This window comes from Massilia sp. DD77, assembly GCF_036961685.1.
In the GTDB taxonomy this organism is placed as follows: Bacteria; Pseudomonadota; Gammaproteobacteria; order Burkholderiales; family Burkholderiaceae_D; genus Telluria.
The window spans coordinates 86025-98552 of record NZ_JBAMDH010000023.1 but is presented as its reverse complement, the minus strand read 5'-3'; the positions used below and the strand labels follow the sequence as shown (position 1 = coordinate 98552).

Annotated in this window: 13 protein-coding genes; 1 reads left to right on the top strand and 12 read right to left on the bottom strand. The window is 66.4% G+C overall.

Features of this window, described 5'->3' with window-relative positions; translation table 11 throughout:
• Nucleotides 1-46 precede the first annotated feature (46 nt).
• From hpf to V7778_RS15565, 7 genes are read right to left on the bottom strand one after another with little or no spacing between them, the layout of a single operon-like run.
• Nucleotides 47-406 carry a ribosome hibernation-promoting factor, HPF/YfiA family gene (gene hpf / locus V7778_RS15595; RefSeq protein ID WP_211524229.1) on the bottom strand — a complete coding sequence of 120 codons (360 nt, stop codon included), beginning with the start codon at nt 404-406 and terminating at the stop codon, nt 47-49.
• A 57-nt stretch (nt 407-463) separates the two neighbouring features.
• Nucleotides 464-1945 (bottom strand): RNA polymerase factor sigma-54, encoded by a 1482-nt coding sequence (locus V7778_RS15590; RefSeq protein WP_335556886.1) that lies wholly within the window; start codon nt 1943-1945, stop codon nt 464-466.
• A 5-nt stretch (nt 1946-1950) separates the two neighbouring features.
• Nucleotides 1951-2706: an LPS export ABC transporter ATP-binding protein gene (gene lptB / locus V7778_RS15585; protein ID WP_335556896.1), complete on the bottom strand. Its 756-nt coding sequence runs from the start codon at nt 2704-2706 to the stop codon at nt 1951-1953.
• Nucleotides 2706-3278, bottom strand: a complete 573-nt coding sequence (gene lptA, locus V7778_RS15580) for a lipopolysaccharide transport periplasmic protein LptA (protein WP_335556885.1) — start codon at nt 3276-3278, stop codon at nt 2706-2708. Before lptA ends, lptB begins: the two co-directional genes overlap by 1 nt.
• Before the next feature lie 39 nt (nt 3279-3317).
• The gene (gene lptC / locus V7778_RS15575; protein ID WP_335556883.1) at nt 3318-3926 is read right to left on the bottom strand and encodes an LPS export ABC transporter periplasmic protein LptC; all 609 of its coding nucleotides are present in this window, start codon (nt 3924-3926) and stop codon (nt 3318-3320) included.
• Between the two features lie 7 nt (nt 3927-3933).
• The gene (locus V7778_RS15570) at nt 3934-4464 is read right to left on the bottom strand and encodes a KdsC family phosphatase (RefSeq protein WP_211520457.1); all 531 of its coding nucleotides are present in this window, start codon (nt 4462-4464) and stop codon (nt 3934-3936) included.
• Nucleotides 4464-5486: a KpsF/GutQ family sugar-phosphate isomerase gene (locus tag V7778_RS15565; RefSeq protein WP_335556880.1), complete on the bottom strand. Its 1023-nt coding sequence runs from the start codon at nt 5484-5486 to the stop codon at nt 4464-4466. The genes V7778_RS15570 and V7778_RS15565 overlap by 1 nt, the downstream gene beginning before the upstream one ends.
• 90 nt (nt 5487-5576) lie before the next feature.
• Here V7778_RS15565 and V7778_RS15560 point away from each other — a divergent pair, with 90 nt between their 5' ends.
• Complete coding sequence (locus tag V7778_RS15560; RefSeq protein WP_335556878.1) at nt 5577-7556, top strand: monovalent cation:proton antiporter-2 (CPA2) family protein; 1980 nt, start codon at nt 5577-5579, stop codon at nt 7554-7556.
• A 51-nt stretch (nt 7557-7607) separates the two neighbouring features.
• On the opposite strand, the gene V7778_RS15555 is transcribed toward V7778_RS15560, so the two are convergent.
• From V7778_RS15555 to V7778_RS15535, 5 genes are all read right to left on the bottom strand, one after another.
• Nucleotides 7608-8726, bottom strand: coding sequence for a GGDEF domain-containing protein (locus V7778_RS15555; protein WP_335556877.1), 1119 nt, complete (start codon nt 8724-8726; stop codon nt 7608-7610).
• Between the two features lie 158 nt (nt 8727-8884).
• Nucleotides 8885-9730, bottom strand: a complete 846-nt coding sequence (locus tag V7778_RS15550; RefSeq protein ID WP_335556876.1) for an MOSC domain-containing protein — start codon at nt 9728-9730, stop codon at nt 8885-8887.
• 46 nt (nt 9731-9776) lie between these two features.
• Entirely contained in the window at nt 9777-10706 is a 930-nt protein-coding gene (gene bla / locus V7778_RS15545; RefSeq protein WP_335556875.1) for a subclass B3 metallo-beta-lactamase, read from the bottom strand.
• Between the two features lie 61 nt (nt 10707-10767).
• Nucleotides 10768-11859 (bottom strand): redox-regulated ATPase YchF, encoded by a 1092-nt coding sequence (gene ychF / locus V7778_RS15540; RefSeq protein ID WP_335556873.1) that lies wholly within the window; start codon nt 11857-11859, stop codon nt 10768-10770.
• A gap of 140 nt (nt 11860-11999) precedes the next feature.
• Nucleotides 12000-12509, bottom strand: a complete 510-nt coding sequence (locus V7778_RS15535) for a GNAT family N-acetyltransferase (protein ID WP_335556872.1) — start codon at nt 12507-12509, stop codon at nt 12000-12002.
• Nucleotides 12510-12528: the final 19 nt, after the last annotated feature.

Below are 12528 nucleotides of genomic sequence, written 5' to 3'. Positions count from 1 at the left end.
CGTCCCCTCAGACGCCCTTAGCTGGTGTGCCCTGCTGCCTGTCAGGTCAGGCTGCAGCGGCTTCTTCGCTTCCTTGATCCGGCAAGCGTTTGATCGCTTGGTGGTTATGGTCTTTCAACATCTGCTTGTGTTTCAGAACCTGTCGATCCAGCTTGTCCATCAGCGTGTCGATTGCGGCATACAGGTCTTGGGCGACACTGGCCACGTGCAGGGTCTTGCCGGACACCTGGACATTGATTTCAGCTTTTTGCCTTTTTTCTTTTTCAGTGAGGTTGTCGACGGCAAGGAAGACGTGGGTGTCGATCACTTGATCGAAATGCCGGATGATGCGCTCGAGCTTATTCTGAACATATTCACGGATAGCGGGAGTCACTTCGAGATGGTGGCCACTGATTGTGAGGTTCATACACACTCCTTTGAAAAGGCGCGCCGCCCAGGCACAAGGCGGGAGTGGGCAACGCTGTTACAAAGCTTTGCGGAGGCTGACGGGAGGGATCTTGAGCGCTTCACGGTATTTGGCGACCGTCCTGCGCGCAATGACCATGCCTTGTTCCCCGAGCATCTCCGCGATCTTGCTGTCGGATAAAGGATTCTTAGGGTCTTCTGCTCCTGTCAATTGCGCGATGAGAGCGCGGATCGCCGTCGAGGAGGCTTCTCCCCCCGCTTCGGTGGCGACATGGCTTCCGAAGAAGTATTTCAACTCGAACATGCCGTGCGGGGTCAGCATGTACTTCTGCGTTGTAACACGAGAAATTGTGCTTTCGTGTAGGCCTAGTGTATCAGCTATCTCACGTAAAACAAGGGGCCGCATGGCAACCGCGCCGTGGGAGAAAAAGTTCTTCTGTCGCTCGACAATGGCCTCGGCCACGCGCAGGATGGTATCGAAACGCTGGCGCATGTTCTTGATCAGCCACTTGGCTTCTTGCAACTGCGAATTCATCTGCCCTTCGCACTTGCCCTGCTTCATGAGCGAGGCGTAGAGGCTGTTCACGCGCAGGCGCGGCATCACATCCGGGTTCAGCATCACGGCCCAGCCGTTCTTGGCGCGGCGCACGATCACATCCGGTACCACGTAGTCTGACACGTTCGACGCGAAGGCCGCGCCCGGGTGAGGATTGCACTGGCGCACTACGGCCTGCACTTCGCGCAGGTCTTCGTCGTCGCAGTCCAGCGCCTTCTTGAGCTTGCTGTACTCGCGCTGGGCGAACCAGCTCAGGTAGCCTTCGACGATCTTCAGCGCCAGGCGCCGCGTCACCATCGGCACGCCCGGCATGCGGCGGATCTGCAGCGCCAGGCATTCTCCCGCGCTGCGCGCACCCACGCCCACCGGATCCAGGCTCTGCACCAATGCCAGGGCGCAGCGCAGCTCGTCCATGTCGATCTCGAGCTCTTCCGGCAGGCGGGCATGGATCTCGTCCAGCGGTTCTTCCAGGTAGCCGTTGTCGTCGAGCGCGTCGATCACCAGCTCGGCCAGCGCGCGGTCGCGCGCGGAGCAGCCGGTGACGCGGATCTGTTCCATCAGGTGCTCGCGCAGGTTGATGGCGCTCGCCTCCAGCTGCGGGCGGCCATCCTCGTCCTCGCCCCCGCCGGAGCCGCCGCCCGAGCCCCAGTCGGCGTCCGACGCGTCGCGTTCGGCGTCGCCGCCCTCGAAACCCTCGCCGGCTTCGCTGGATGCCGCGGGCGCGGCTTCGCCTTCCTGCGCCGGGGCGGCCGGCGCCGGCGCCTCGCCGTTGGGAGGCGCGTTGTTGATCGCGCCGTCGGCCAGCAGCCGCACCGAGCGGTCGAGCGGATCGTCCAGCCGTTCGAGCAAGGGGTTATCGGACAGGATCTGCTCGATCTCCTGGTGCAGTTCGAGCGTGGACAACTGCAACAGGCGGATCGACTGCTGCAGCTGGGGCGTCAGTGCAAGATGCTGCGATGTGCGGAGTTGCAGGGATTGTTTCATGTCTTCTACATGCGGAAGTGTTCGCCCAGGTAGACGCGGCGCACGGACTCATTCGCGATGATGTCGTCCGGCCGGCCCGAGGCCAGCACGGCCCCCTGGTTGATGATGTAGGCGCGATCGCAGATGCCGAGCGTCTCGCGGACATTGTGGTCGGTAATCAGGACACCGATCTTGCGCTCTTTCAGGAAGCGCACGATGCGCTGGATCTCGATCACGGCGATCGGGTCGACGCCCGCGAAGGGCTCGTCCAGCAGCACGAAGCGCGGGTTGGTGGCCAGCGCGCGCGCGATTTCCACGCGGCGGCGCTCGCCGCCCGAGAGCGACATGGCCGGGTTCTCGCGCAGCTTCTCGATCTGCAGGTCGGCCAGCAGGGTGTCGAGGCGTTCGCCGATCTGTTCCTTGCTCAGCGGCCGGCCGTCGACCTGCTGCAGCTCGAGCACCGCGCGGATGTTCTCCTCCACGGTCAGCTTGCGGAACACCGAGGCTTCCTGCGGCAGGTAGGACAGGCCCAGCACCGCGCGCCGGTGGATCGGCAGGCTCGAGATGTCGGTGCCGTTGATGTCGATCGAGCCGGCGTCTGAAGGCACCAGGCCGACGATCATGTAGAAGGACGTGGTCTTGCCGGCGCCGTTCGGGCCCAGCAGGCCGACCACCTCGCCGCACTCGACCTGCAGCGAGACGTCGCGCACCACCAGGCGCTTGCCGTAGCTCTTCTGCAGGCCCTTGACGATCAGGGTGCTGCCGCTGTCGCGTGCCTCCATCATTGCTTGCCCGCCGCGGGTGCCGCCGCCGGCGCCGGCGCGGCGCGCTTGGGCGCCAGGATCAGGGTGCCGCGTCCGCCGCCGACCTTGCTCTGGCCGCTGGCGTCGTTGCGCACGCTGGCGACTTCCTTGCGGTTGTCGTAGGAGATGAAGGGCGCATTGATCTCGTTGGTCACGCGCTTGCTCTCGAGTTCCTTGACCACGGCGTCCGAGAAAAGCTTGACCATCTCGATGCGTTCGTCGTATTCGATGCGCTGGGCCTGGCCTTCGACCCACAGGTCGGGGCCGCCGTCGCGCTTCTGGCGGAAGGTGGCGACCTTGCCCGGGTTCGCGGTCAGGGTCACGCTCATGTAGCCTTCCGGCGTTTCCTTGACCAGGGCGCGGTCCGACTTGAGCACCAGGGTGCCGCGGGTGACGACCACGTTGCCGGTCAGGATACGGGTCTGGGTGACCTCGTCGACGTCGAGCGAGTCGAAATTGATGACGGCCTGCTTGAGCGAATCGGCGCGCTCGGCGAAAGCCGGGAGCGACAGCAGGGAAAGGCAAAGGGCAGCGAGGTGTTTCTTCATCATGTTCTGGTCCTGGGTTGACGCGGCGCTGTCATGAACGGCCTATTGGCGCGCGCGTGGCGGATAGACGATCTGGCCGCGGCTGGCGATGTGCATCTTCTGGGTCGCGTTGTTGGCCACCATGCCGGTGCCGCGTACGCTGGAAGCGCCCAGCTGCATCTCGATCGGCTGATCGGTCTTGAGGATTTCTTCGTCCGGCAAGGCGGTGAGCGCCTGGGTGCGCACGCGCAGCGCTTCCGACCTGGCGGTGCGCGCACGCTGCAGGTCGACGTTGCCGAGCATGTCGACGCGGTGTTCCTGGTGATAAATGCGGGCGCGGTCGGCGGTGACCGTCATCGGCGGACGGCCCGGCTCGACACCGCGCAGCACCGGCTGCACCACGGTCGAGACGTCGCCCTCGGGGATATGGGTCAGGCGCTTGCCCGACACCACGTAGCTCGGCTGGCCGCCCTCGGTCATGCGCACGAAGGAGAAGTTCTCGACGATGTAGTCGGGCTCCGTCGGCGGCCCGCCAAGGCGCGCGCCGGCGTCGTCGCCGTCGAAGGCCTGCAGCAGCCAGAAGCTGCCGAAGGCGCAGAAGACCGCGATCATCATGATCGTCAGGAGCTTCCAGCGGTGCGCGGTGCGCTTGTTGTTCAGGTAGCCGACCATCGCATGCTCAGGCGAAGTAAGGCGCGAGCGCCTGTTCGTAGGTGCCCTGGGCGCGCATCACCAGGTCGCACACCTCGCGCACGGCGCCGCGGCCGCCCGCGTTGCGCGTCACGTAGTGGGCGCGGTGCTGGACTTCCGGGTGGCCCGAGGGCACGGTGACCGCGAAGCCCACGCGCGTGAACAGCGGCAGGTCGATCACGTCGTCGCCGATGTAGCCGCACTCTTCCGGCGTCACGCCGGTCTTGGCGAGCAGCTCGGCGAAGCCGATGCGCTTGTCGTGGAAGCCCTGCCAGACGTGGGTGATGCCCAGGTCGGCGGCGCGCTTGACCACGATCGGCGAGTTGCGCGCGCTGATGATGGCGGTCTGGACGCCGGTCTTGTTCAGCAGCTGGATGCCCAGGCCGTCCAGCACGTTAAAGGTCTTGGTGACTTCGCCGTCCGGGCCGTAGGTGAGGCTGCCGTCGGTGAGCACGCCGTCGACGTCGAAGATCATCACCTTGACGCGCGCGGCCCGTTCCATGTGTGCGAGCGGCAGCATCAGATCACCTTGGCGCGGGTCAGGTCGTGGATGTGCAGGGCGCCGACCAGGCGGTCGTCCGCGTCCACCACGAGCATCTGGTTGATGCGGAATTCCTCCATCACGGCGACGGCGTCCACCGCCAGCTGCTCCGGATGCACGCGGCGCGGGTTGGCGTGCATGACGTCGCGGATGGTGAGGTTCGAGAAGTCGTGCATGCGCTCGATCAGGCGGCGCAGGTCGCCGTCGGTGAACACGCCGATCGGGCGGTTGTCGGCGTCGACCACGGCGGTCATGCCCATGCCCTTCTGGGTGATCTCGAGCAGGGCCTTGGCCAGCGGCACCTCGGGCGCCACGACCGGGATCGCCGCCCCGCTGCGCATCACGTCGCGCACGTGGGTCAGCAGGCGGCGGCCCAGGGCGCCGCCCGGGTGCGACAGCGCGAAGTCTTCCTCGCGAAAGCCGCGCGCATCGAGCAGGGCCACGGCCAGGGCGTCGCCCATGGCCAGGGTGACGGTGGTGCTGGTGGTCGGGGCCAGGTTCAGCGGGCAGGCTTCCTTGTCCACCGCGATGTTCAGGTGGACCTCGGCCAGCAGCGCCAGGCGCGAGGCCGGCTTGCCGGTCAGGGCGATCACGTGGGTGCCCATGCGCTTGACCGCCGGCAGGATGTCGAGCAGCTCGCTCGACTCGCCCGAGTTCGAGATGGCGATGAAGACGTCGTTCGGCGTGACCATGCCCAGGTCGCCGTGGGCGGCCTCGCCCGGGTGGACGAACATGGCCGGGGTGCCGGTCGAGGCCAGGGTGGCGGCGATCTTGCGGGCGATGTGGCCCGATTTGCCCATGCCGGACACCACCACCCTGCCCTTGCAGGCGTACAGCAGGTCGGCGGCGCGCACGAAACTGTCGTCGTCGCCCAGGCGCGCATGCAGGGCGCGGATCGCGTCGGCCTCGATGGCCAGGGTCTCGCGGCCCAGTTCCAGGAGCCGGCGCGCCTGGCTCTCGTCAAAACTTTTCAGCATTGTTTTTTCATCGGTTACACTCATACCAGAAGTATAAACGAATTGGGAAAGCAAAAAACTTGCCAGTCATAACAAACAACAACACCGACCGTCCTAAGGACTGGAACAGGGCCGATGCATTCCGGACTTGAACTGACCCTGCTCCTGCTGGGCTGCGCCGTGCTCGGCGTGGTTGCTTTCCGCATGCTCCACCTGCCGCCGATGCTCGGCTACCTCGCCGTCGGCGTGCTGATCGGCCCCCATGCCCTGGCCCTGGCCGACGACAGCCCGGCCACCCACGCGCTGGCCGAATTCGGCGTCGTGTTCCTGATGTTCTCCATTGGACTGGAATTCTCCCTGGCCCAGCTCAAGGCGATGCGGCGCATCGTCTTCGGGCTGGGCATGGCGCAAGTCGTATTGACCATTGTGGCCACCATGCTGTTCGGGCAGCTGATCTCCATGCTCACGCCGCAGCTGAACATCAGCTGGCAGGCCGCCCTCGCCCTGGGCGGGGCGCTGGCCATGTCCTCGACCGCGATCGTGGTCAAGATGATCACCGAGCGCCTCGAGCTCGAGAGCGAGCACGGACGCCGCATCATCGGCATCCTGCTGTTCCAGGACCTGGCGGTGGTGCCGCTCCTGATCCTGATTCCCTCGCTGGCGCGCAACCCGGAAGACCTGCCGGCCACCCTCGGCCTGGCGGCCCTGAAGGCGGCCGCGGTGCTGGCCCTGCTGCTGTTCTTCGGCCAGAAGCTGATGCGGCGCTGGTTCACGGTGGTGGCCAAGCGCCGCTCGCAGGAGCTGTTCATGCTCAACCTGCTCCTGGTGACCCTGGGCGGGGCCTGGATCACCGAGCAGGCCGGCCTGTCGCTGGCGCTGGGGGCCTTTGTGGCCGGCATGCTGATTTCCGAGACCCAGTACAAGCACCAGGTGGAAGAAGACATCAAACCCTTCCGCGACGTGCTGCTGGGGCTGTTCTTCATCACCATCGGCATGCTGCTCGACCTGCAGATGGTGCTGGCCAACTGGTGGCTGGTGCTGGCGCTGCTGGTGCTGCCGGTGCTGCTCAAGTTCGCGCTGATCGCCGGCCTCGCCAAGCTGTTCGGCTCCTCGGACGGGGTCTCGATGCGCACCGGCCTGGCGCTGGCCCAGGCCGGCGAATTCGGCTTCGTGCTGCTCAACCTGGCCTCGGATTCGAAGCTGATCGATCCCTTCCTGATGCAGCTGGTGCTGGCCTCGATGGTGCTGTCGATGCTGGTGGCGCCCTTCATGATCGCCAACATGGACAAGATCGTCATGAAGGTCGCGGCCAACGAGTGGATGATGCAGTCGCTGGCGCTGACCCAGCTGGCGACGCGCACCATGAAGACGCAAAAACACGTGATCATCGCCGGCTTCGGGCGCAGCGGCCAGAGCCTGGCGACCCTGCTGAGCGAGGAAAAGCTGCCCTGGTACGCGCTCGACCTGGACCCGGAACGGGTGCAGGAAGCGCGCGCCGCCGGCGCCAATGTCTCCTACGGCGACGCTTCGCGCCGCGAAGCCCTGATCGCGGCCGGCGTCAACCGCGCCAGCGCCCTGGTGATCACCTTCGCCGACACCCGCCTGGCCCTCAAGCTGCTGCACCTGGTGCACGAGCTGGCGCCGAACCTGCCGGTGATCGTGCGCAGCCACGACGACAGCGACCTCGATCTCCTCAAGGCCGCCGGCGCCACCGAGGTGGTGCCGGAAGCGCTGGAGAGCAGCCTGATGCTCGCCTCGCACGCGCTGGTGATGCTGGGCGTGCCCCTGCGGCGCGTGGTGCACCGGGTGCAAGCCGCGCGCGACGAACGCTATGCGGCGCTGCGCGGTTACTTCCACGGGTCCGGCGACATCACGGACGATCCCGAGCACACCTATGTGCGCCTGCATTCGGTGACCCTGAGCGATGGCGCCGCGGCGGTCGGCAAGCGGCTGGCGGAACTGCGGCTGGATGAAGTGGGGGCCGAGGTGACGACCCTGCGCCGCAGCGGCGAGAAGCTCGAGGCCGGGCCGGAGACGGTGCTGCACGTGGGCGACGTGGTGGTGCTGCGGGGCGAAGGGGATGCGGTCAGCCGCGCCGAGGGCCGGCTACTCTAGGGTTAGCGGCGAAGCCGCCAACCCTACGATCATCAAACGGCACGGACCCGCTTACGCGATGGTGACCACCTTGTTGCGCCCGCCCGCCTTGGCCTGGTACAGCGCCGAATCGGCCGTCGCCACCAGCTCCTGGGCCACGCCTTCGATCGCATGCTCGCGGTCGAAATCGGACAAGCCCGCCACCCCGATCGACACCGTCACGCCTACCCGCTCGCCCGTGCTCAAATCCACCGGCTGCGCCGCCACGCTGGCGCGGATGCGCTGGGCCACCATGGTGGCCGCCTCCAGGTCGGCGTCGATCAGGAGCACCACGAATTCCTCGCCGCCGAAGCGCCCCAGCGCGTCGGACATGCGCAGCTCGGCCTTGATGCGCGCGGAGACTTCGCGCAGCACCTCGTCGCCGCCCTGGTGGCCGACCGTGTCGTTGACCCGCTTGAAGTGGTCGATGTCGATGTACATGCACGACAGCCGGTAGCCCTGGCGCCGCGCGCGCGCGATTTCTTCCAGCAGGCGGCGGTCCATGTAGCGGCGGTTATAGACGCCGGTGAGCGAATCGGTCAGGCCGATGTACTTCAGCATCTCGTTGCTGATCACGTTTTCCAGGCAGATCGCGATGATCGAGCCCATGTGCTCGACGAAATCGGTGCCCAGGTTCGGCGTGAAGCGGTTGGGATCGACGCTGCCCAGGTTCAGGCTGCCGATCAGGCGCGTGTTGCGCATCAGGGGCACCAGGGCCACGCTCTGCAGCCCGGCCGGCGGGTGCGGGAACATCGCGCAATGCTGGGCCGGCGCGTAGGCGCCCAGCAGCGGACGCACGCGGCGCCCGCTCGCCAGGTCGAAGCCCAGCTCCACCGCCTGCTCGCAGAACATCAGGTGCGGGAACTGCTCGAAATCCACGCCCAGCTTGTGCATCACGGTATAGATGTCGGCGTCCTCGTCCACCAGCGACAGGGTGACGATGTCGAGCTCGGAAATCACCGGCAAGGTGCGGAAGATCGTGCCCACCAGCTCGGGAAAGCTGCCGGCGCCCACGATCTGCAAATCGAAGGCCTGGTGGCGGCACATGATCTCGTGATTGCGTTCCGCCTGCTCGAGCAGGTAGGCCATGCGCGCGCGCAGGCTTTCGTTTTCCGCCATCAGTTCTCGCGTCGACGCGTCTGGCTCGTGCATGGGAATTCCTTTCAGCAATACCCGTAACATTACGCCATCTGTCCTTGCTTGGAAACGAAAAACGCCCCCGGAGGGGCGCGAAAGGGCCGCGTTGTCGTCGAATTTGCGACACCTGTTATGGCCTTGGCAACGGCCGGACGGGTTCGCCCGGCGCGGCGTCAGAAGGCGATGCTGGCGTCCAGTTCCTGGCCGACGCGCAGGACCGCGCCGGCGCCGTCCTGGACGATGCAGTTCTGCCCGATGCAGACGGCGCCCTCCATGCGCGGATTGGCACGGTAGGTCTGGAGGATGTCCATCGGATCGGGGCCGGGGATGCCGGTGGCCTGGTCGATGGCGGGAATCGGGCAGCGCGCGCAGGGCTTGACCGGGCGCAGCGACAGGCCGTCGGCGGTGAAGGCTTCGACGAAATCCTCCTCGAAGGCGTCGATGCCGTCCACGACCAGGTTGGGCCGGAAGCGGTTCATCGGCAGCGGCGCGCGGCCGGCGGCACGCAGTTTCGCATTCAGGTCGTCGAGCGAGGCCTGGCCGATCAACAGGAAGGGATAGCCGTCGGCGAAGCGGGTCTCGGCGGGCGTACCGCCCGTCCACTTGGTGCTGGTGGGGCGCTGCACCTCCGGGCGGAAGCGCACCAGGCGGCAGGCGGCCTGCAAGGCGTTGGCGAACCAGGCCGCGGCGGCGTCGCCGCAATCGGCGGCGGCCACGCTGTGGTCCCAGATCTGCACCGGCAGGGTGGGCGCATGAGCGTCGTGGGCCAGGGGCAGGCGCAGCGGCGGCATGCCGGGCGCCTCGGCCACCAGGAATTCATGCTCGACGCGCGGAGTGACCAGGGCCATGCGCGGAAACTCGCGCTGGGTCAGGAATTGTCCCTCGCGCGTGACCAGCATCCATTCGCGGTCGTGCACACCCTCGGCCACCAGGCCGGACCGCGCCAGCGTGGCCTGCGGCACGGACAGGCCGGCGCAGGATTTGATCGGATAGACGACGAGTTCGGTCAGGATGGCCATGGCGTTCACATGCGGGGAAAGGCCATTAGTATCGCAGCAATCGGCGTCAGCGTCCGGCGGCGGCCGTCTTTGCCTTTTCCTCACGCTCGCGCTGGAGGCGCGCCTCGAAGTTGCGGCTGCTGGCCGAGGCCAGCTTGCGGCAGGCCTGTGGATCGACAAAGGGATTGGCGCCGTCCTTCCTGTTCGCCGCCTTGGCGAACAGGTCGCTGAAGGACGGATGGGCCGTGACCAGGACGTCGCAGGGCATGTCGGCGATGCGGGCGATGGTCTTGCGGAAGCTTGCGCTCAGGTCCGGGCGGGTGGCATCGCCGCTGTAGTAAAAGCCGTCGGTCGATACCGCCGTGAGGCTGTCGGCGTAGACGATGACCGCGCATGCGCCCTGCTCGCAGGACTCCCAGCTCCAGCTGGTGCCGCCCGGCGTATGGCCCGGCGTGTAATGCACGGTCAGGCGCAGCGGGCCGACCGCGACGCTCTTGCCGTCGGCGATCTCGCGCACCCCGGCGACCTTCGGGATGTGATAGCGGTCCTTCGGGTCGTATTGCGGATCGTCCTCACCGGGCGTACCGTCGCGCAGCACCTGGGCCGCGTGCGGGCTGGCGATCACGGTCGCGCCGCTGGCGCGCTGCAGTTCGGCGATGGCGCCGGCGTGGTCGAAGTGCGGGTGCGAATTGAGGATCACCTTGATGTCGCGCATGCGGAATCCCAGCGCCTCGATGTTCTTGCGGATCAGGGGAGCTGACTGGGGCAGCGCGCCGTCGATCAGCACGTGGCCTTCAGGGCTGGTGACGAGCACCGAGGACAGGCCGGCGGTGCCGACGTACCAGGTGTTGCCGTGGATTTTGAAGGGGGCGGCGGGCTGGTTCCATTCGTCGCACATGCCGCATCGGATCGCTTTGCCGGCCGGCGCCGCGGGTGCGGCCAGGGGCATGGCGGCCAGGGACAGGACCACTGCAAGGGAGGGGATGTTCTTCTTCATGACGCGGCACTCTCGAGAATAAAAAAAGGGCCCCGAAGGACCCTTTGCAATGCATTCTGGATCAGACGTTGAACAGGAAGTTCAGCACGTCACCGTCCTTGACGATGTATTCCTTGCCTTCGGCGCGCATCTTGCCCGCTTCCTTGGCGCCGGTCTCGCCCTTCAAGGCGATGTAGTCATCGAAGGCGATCGTCTGGGCGCGGATGAAGCCGCGTTCGAAGTCGGTGTGGATCACGCCGGCCGCCTGGGGGGCGGTAGCGCCGACCGGCACGGTCCAGGCGCGCACTTCCTTCACGCCGGCCGTGAAATAGGTCTGCAGGCCGAGCAGTTTATAGGCGGCGCGGATCAGGCGGTCGAGGCCCGGTTCTTCCATGCCCATGTCGGACAGGAAGGCGGCCTTGTCGGCGTCGTCGAGGTCGGCGATTTCCGATTCGATGGCGGCGCTGATCGCGACGATCGGCGCGTTCTGCTTCTGCGCGAAGGCGGTCAGCTGGTCCAGCATCGGGTTGTTGGTAAAGCCGGTGTCGGAGACGTTGGCCACGTACATGGCCGGCTTGGCCGTGATCAGGAACAGCTGCTTGATCATGGCCATCTCGTCGGCGTCGAGGCCCATGGTGCGCACCGGCTGGCCTTCGTTCAGGTGCGGCAGCAGGCGTTCGCAGATGGCGACCAGCTTGGCGGCATCCTTGTCGCCCGAGCGCGCCTTCTTGTTTTCGCGGTGGATCGCCTTCTCGACGGCACCCAGGTCGGCCAGCGCCAGTTCGGTCTGGATGACTTCGATGTCGTCGATCGGGCTGACCTTGCCGGCCACGTGGATCACGTTGTCGTCCTCGAAGCAGCGCACGACGTTGACGATGGCGTCGGTCTCGCGGATGTGCGACAGGAACTGGTTGCCCAGGCCCTCGCCTTTCGACGCACCGGCCACCAGGCCGGCGATATCGACGAATTCGACGATCGCCGGCACGATGCGTTCCGGCTTGACGATGTCGGCCAGCGCCTGCATGCGCGGATCCGGCACCTCGACCACGCCCACGTTCGGCTCGATGGTGCAGAACGGGTAGTTTTCAGCCGGGATGCCGGCCTTGGTCAGCGCATTGAACAGGGTGGACTTGCCGACGTTGGGCAAGCCGACGATGCCGCATTTGAGGCTCATGGGAACTCTTTCTCTCTGTAGACGCAGGCGGCATAGGCGCCGCCTTCAAACCTCACATTGTAACCCCGGAAGGCCCGTTGCCGAAAAAAACGGCCGCTTGCGGGCGCGCGGGATGCGTCGCGAAAACGACAGGCGGGCCCTCAGGGACCGGACTGCCCGACCGGACGCGACATGACGTAGGCGTCGACATAGCCCAGCTCCCGGTGCAGGAAGGCTTCAGGCAGGGTTCCCGCGATCCGGAACCCGTGCTTTTCGTAGAGCGCAACCGCGGGCCGGTTTGTCGAAACGACAAAATTAAACTGCATCGAACGAAAGCCCGCGGCGCCGGCCTGCCGGAGCGATTCGCGCAGCATCGCGCCGCCGATGCCCCTGCCCTGCACGTCGGGCCGCACCAGATAGGTCGCGCTGCCGACGTGCGAGGCCCGGCCCGGGAGATTGGCATTGAGCTTGTACATGCCGACGATCTCGCCCTCGAGCAGGACCACATGGGCCTGCACGCCCGCACCCAGCCACATCGCGTCGAACAGGCTGTCGGGCGTGTCCTCGGTGAACGGCAGCGCATCGCCGGCGCGGCACACCTCGCGGAACAGGGCGGCCATTGCATCGCGGTGCTGCGCCTGCGCCTGGGCGAAACGCACGGGAAGGGTCATGGGATGGGCTCCTGCCGGG

Excerpts from the sequence above, each read along its gene's own strand:
- hpf (WP_211524229.1), bottom strand. The coding sequence starts at position 406 with ATGAACCTCACAATCAGTGGCCACCATCTCGAAGTGACTCCCGCTATC.
- V7778_RS15590 (WP_335556886.1), bottom strand. The coding sequence starts at position 1,945 with ATGAAACAATCCCTGCAACTCCGCACATCGCAGCATCTTGCACTGACG.
- lptB (WP_335556896.1), bottom strand. The coding sequence starts at position 2,706 with ATGGAGGCACGCGACAGCGGCAGCACCCTGATCGTCAAGGGCCTGCAG.
- lptA (WP_335556885.1), bottom strand. The coding sequence starts at position 3,278 with ATGATGAAGAAACACCTCGCTGCCCTTTGCCTTTCCCTGCTGTCGCTC.
- lptC (WP_335556883.1), bottom strand. The coding sequence starts at position 3,926 with ATGGTCGGCTACCTGAACAACAAGCGCACCGCGCACCGCTGGAAGCTC.
- V7778_RS15570 (WP_211520457.1), bottom strand. The coding sequence starts at position 4,464 with ATGCTGCCGCTCGCACACATGGAACGGGCCGCGCGCGTCAAGGTGATG.
- V7778_RS15565 (WP_335556880.1), bottom strand. The coding sequence starts at position 5,486 with ATGAGTGTAACCGATGAAAAAACAATGCTGAAAAGTTTTGACGAGAGC.
- V7778_RS15560 (WP_335556878.1), top strand. The coding sequence starts at position 5,577 with ATGCATTCCGGACTTGAACTGACCCTGCTCCTGCTGGGCTGCGCCGTG.
- V7778_RS15555 (WP_335556877.1), bottom strand. The coding sequence starts at position 8,726 with ATGCACGAGCCAGACGCGTCGACGCGAGAACTGATGGCGGAAAACGAA.
- V7778_RS15550 (WP_335556876.1), bottom strand. The coding sequence starts at position 9,730 with ATGGCCATCCTGACCGAACTCGTCGTCTATCCGATCAAATCCTGCGCC.
- bla (WP_335556875.1), bottom strand. The coding sequence starts at position 10,706 with ATGAAGAAGAACATCCCCTCCCTTGCAGTGGTCCTGTCCCTGGCCGCC.
- ychF (WP_335556873.1), bottom strand. The coding sequence starts at position 11,859 with ATGAGCCTCAAATGCGGCATCGTCGGCTTGCCCAACGTCGGCAAGTCC.
- V7778_RS15535 (WP_335556872.1), bottom strand. The coding sequence starts at position 12,509 with ATGACCCTTCCCGTGCGTTTCGCCCAGGCGCAGGCGCAGCACCGCGAT.